This window comes from Ruegeria sp. CDSA020 (assembly GCF_059612345.1).
The window spans coordinates 1-3,862 of sequence record NZ_JBXWQK010000021.1 but is presented as its reverse complement, the minus strand read 5'-3'; the positions used below and the strand labels follow the sequence as shown (position 1 = coordinate 3,862).

The following is a 3,862-nucleotide window of genomic DNA, read 5'->3' as shown; positions in this document are numbered from 1 at the left end:
TGGTTGCGGGAGTAGGATTTGAACCTACGACCTTCAGGTTATGAGCCTGACGAGCTACCGGGCTGCTCCATCCCGCGTCAAGGTCGAATAAGTAATTGTATCGTTTAGAGAGAATTGGGATTTTTCTAGGTTTGGCGGTGACCTACTCTCCCGGGGCTTAAGCCCAAGTACCATTGGCGCGGCAGTGCTTAACTTCCGGGTTCGGGATGGGACCGGGTGTTTCACTTGCGCTATGACCACCAAACCGAGGAAAATCCCTCGGTCGACTTTCTTGCTTTGCAAGAAAGCGACTATGCGGCAGGCAGCATCTTTATCGCAGATAAAGGCGCGTTGCCGCACGGTAGTGTATCAATCAACACCGCAGCTATGTGCTGCGAAGTTATCCATGTTTAAGGTGTGTATGTTTTTGATTTGTCTTTCCATTACTGGATCAAATCAAGCCTATCGGGCGATTAGTACCGGTCAACTGAACGCATTACTGCGCTTACATCTCCGGCCTATTGACGTGGTGGTCTTCCACGGCCCTCAGGGAGACCTTGTTTTGAGGGGGGCTTCCCGCTTAGATGCCTTCAGCGGTTATCCTGTCCGATCATAGCTACCCTGCACTGCTGCTGGCGCAACAACAGGTCCACCAGTGGATCGTTCACCCCGGTCCTCTCGTACTAGGGGCAACTCCTCTCAAGTCTCCTACACCCACGGCAGATAGGGACCGAACTGTCTCACGACGTTCTAAACCCAGCTCACGTACCTCTTTAAACGGCGAACAGCCGTACCCTTGGGACCTGCTCCAGCCCCAGGATGAGATGAGCCGACATCGAGGTGCCAAACACTGCCGTCGATATGGACTCTTGGGCAGTATCAGCCTGTTATCCCCGGCGTACCTTTTATCCGTTGAGCGATGGCCCTTCCACTCGGGACCACCGGATCACTATGGCCGTCTTTCGACTCTGCTCGACTTGTCAGTCTCGCAGTCAGGCTGGCTTCTGCCATTGCACTCAACGAGCGATTTCCGACCGCTCTGAGCCAACCTTCGCGCGCCTCCGTTACGCTTTAGGAGGCGACCGCCCCAGTCAAACTACCCGCCACGCAGGGTCCCGGATCCGGATAACGGACCGCGGTTAGACATCAAGAGTGCGAAGGGTGGTATCTCAAGGGAGGCTCCACAAAGACTTGCGTCTCTGCTTCAAAGCCCACCACCTATCCTGCACATCACAATCCTGATGCCAGTGCGAAGCTGTAGTAAAGGTGCACGGGGTCTTTCCGTCTAACCGCGGGAAGCCTGCATCTTGACAGGCAATTCAATTTCGCTGAGTCGATGTTGGAGACAGCGGGGAAGTCGTTACGCCATTCGTGCAGGTCGGAACTTACCCGACAAGGAATTTCGCTACCTTAGGACCGTTATAGTTACGGCCGCCGTTTACCTGGGCTTCAATTCAAGGCTCTCACCTCTCCTTTTAACCTTCAGGCACCGGGCAGGCGTCAGACCCTATACGTCGTCTTGCGACTTCGCAGAGCCCTGTGTTTTTAATAAACAGTCGCCACCCCCTGGTTTGTGCCCCCAGCCCCTAGTTGCCTAGGAACCGGGCCTCCTTCTCGCGAACTTACGGAGGTATTTTGCCGAGTTCCTTCAACATCGTTCTCTCAAGCGCCTTGGTATTCTCTACCAGTCCACCTGTGTCGGTTTAGGGTACGGTCTTATAGGAGGGCTATTTCCAGGAACCTCTCAGCAGCCCATTCAATCCGATAAGGATGAACTACCTCTGAGATCCGTCACCACTCCACGGCCTAGGAATATTAACCTAGTTCCCATCGCCTACGCCTTTCGGCCTCGGCTTAGGGGCCGGCTTACCCTGCTCAGATTAGCTTTAAGCAGGAACCCTTGGACTTTCGGCGAGAGTGTCTCTCACACTCTTTGTCGCTACTCATGTCATCATTCTCACTAGTGATCTCTCCACCGGATCGCTCACGCGCCGGCTTCATCGAAAGCCTCTCTCCTCCAATACGCCCGAAGACGTGAAGGAGGAATGAGACTATGTCACACTACGCTCTGCTACCATGCCTTACGGCATCCTAAGCTTCGGCTCATGGCTTGAGCCCCGTTACATCTTCGCCGCAGGACAACTTATTTAGACCAGTGAGCTGTTACGCTATCTTTAAAGGATGGCTGCTTCTAAGCCAACCTCCTGGTTGTTTTGGTCGTCCCACCTGCTTTCCCACTTAGCCATGAATTGGGGGCCTTAGCTGTAGGTCAGGGTTGTTTCCCTCTCCACTACGGACGTTAGCATCCGCAGTGTGTCTGCCATCTAGTACTCCCGGGTATTCGGAGTTTGGTTAGGATCAGTAAGCCTGTGGGGCCCCATTACCCATCCAGTGCTCTACCCCCCGGGGTATTCGGATGACGCTCTACCTAAATAGATTTCGCAGAGAACCAGCTATCTCCGAGTTTGATTGGCCTTTCACCCCTAGGCACAGCTCATCCCGATCCTTTTCAACGGATGTGGGTTCGGTCCTCCAGTAAGTGTTACCTTACCTTCAACCTGGCCATGCCTAGATCACTCGGTTTCGGGTCTGATCCCACGAACTCATGCGCCCTATTAAGACTCGCTTTCGCTACGCCTACACCTAACGGCTTAAGCTTGCTCGTGAGACCAAGTCGATGACCCATTATACAAAAGGTACGCCGTCACCCCGCAAGGAGGCTCCGACTGATTGTAGGCGTTCGGTTTCAGGTACTGTTTCACTCCCCTCGTCGGGGTGCTTTTCACCTTTCCCTCACGGTACTGGTTCACTATCGGTCAGCAAGGAGTACTTAGCCTTCGAAGGTGGTCCTCCGATCTTCAGACAGAATTTCACGTGTTCCGCCCTACTTAATACGTCCCTCAAAGCTTCGAATACGGGGCTGTCACCCGCTATGGCCATGCTTCCCAACATGTTCTTCTCACTTATCCGGCTCGGCTGGTCCCCGTTCGCTCGCCGCTACTAGGGGAGTATCAATTGATTTCCTTTCCTCCGGGTACTTAGATGTTTCAGTTCCCCGGGTTTGCCTTTATAACCCTATGTATTCAGGTCATAAATACCTGGTTAAGCCCATTATTGACTGGCAAAGCCAACAATAACAAACTTTCAGGTGGGTTGCCCCATTCAGAAATCCATGGATCAAAGCTTATTCTCAGCTCCCCATGGCTTATCGCAGAGTATCACGTCTTTCATCGCCTCTTGCTGCCAAGGCATTCACCAAACGCCCTTCTCGCGCTTGATTTGATCCAGAAAAAGAAAGACTTGATATTGGCACTACCGACCTTACGGCTACTTGAGTGCGTTTGACCGCACACAACCAAAGCTGCGCTAGTAATCAAATCAATCGAGACCGCCCAGCTGGTAACTAAAGGCAGTCATTCTTCTGAACCAAAAACATACATTTCCCGCCCCCGTCTCTTGGACGAGGACAAATGAGCAACCCCATATGGTCTCTCAGCCGTGCAGCTGATCAACGCAGGTCGCTCGGGTTAGTATATTAGACTTGGACAACTCTGTTCGTTTCAGTCGTGATACGCATTCCAGGCCGGCTAGACCCAAACTGCGCCTTCCATCATACGATGGAAACGACCGAGATCAGTGCCACACTCGGCACGATCAAACAGTGTTGATTGATTTCTCTCTAAACGATGTCAAAGCTTCCGAAGAAGCGTCGTCCAATCGGACGGTTAAACACTCAAAACAGTGCTTAACGATCTGGTTGGAAGGAAAGTGGTGGGTCGAGGAGGACTTGAACCTCCGACCTCACGCTTATCAGGCGTGCGCTCTAACCACCTGAGCTACCGACCCACTTTTATTAGGGCCGCTTGCAGGTCGCTCTCATTGC

2 tRNA genes and 2 rRNA genes are annotated in these 3,862 nt (G+C 52.7%); all 4 read right to left on the bottom strand.

The window, feature by feature from the left end:
• Positions 1-77, bottom strand: a tRNA-Met gene (locus AC2FJW_RS19610).
• Positions 78-129: 52 nt separating this feature from the next.
• Positions 130-244, bottom strand: a 5S ribosomal RNA gene (rrf, locus tag AC2FJW_RS19605).
• A gap of 187 nt (positions 245-431) precedes the next feature.
• Positions 432-3,259, bottom strand: a 23S ribosomal RNA gene (locus AC2FJW_RS19600).
• Between the two features lie 489 nt (positions 3,260-3,748).
• A tRNA-Ile gene (locus tag AC2FJW_RS19595) sits at positions 3,749-3,825 on the bottom strand.
• Between the last annotated feature and the right edge of the window lie 37 nt (positions 3,826-3,862).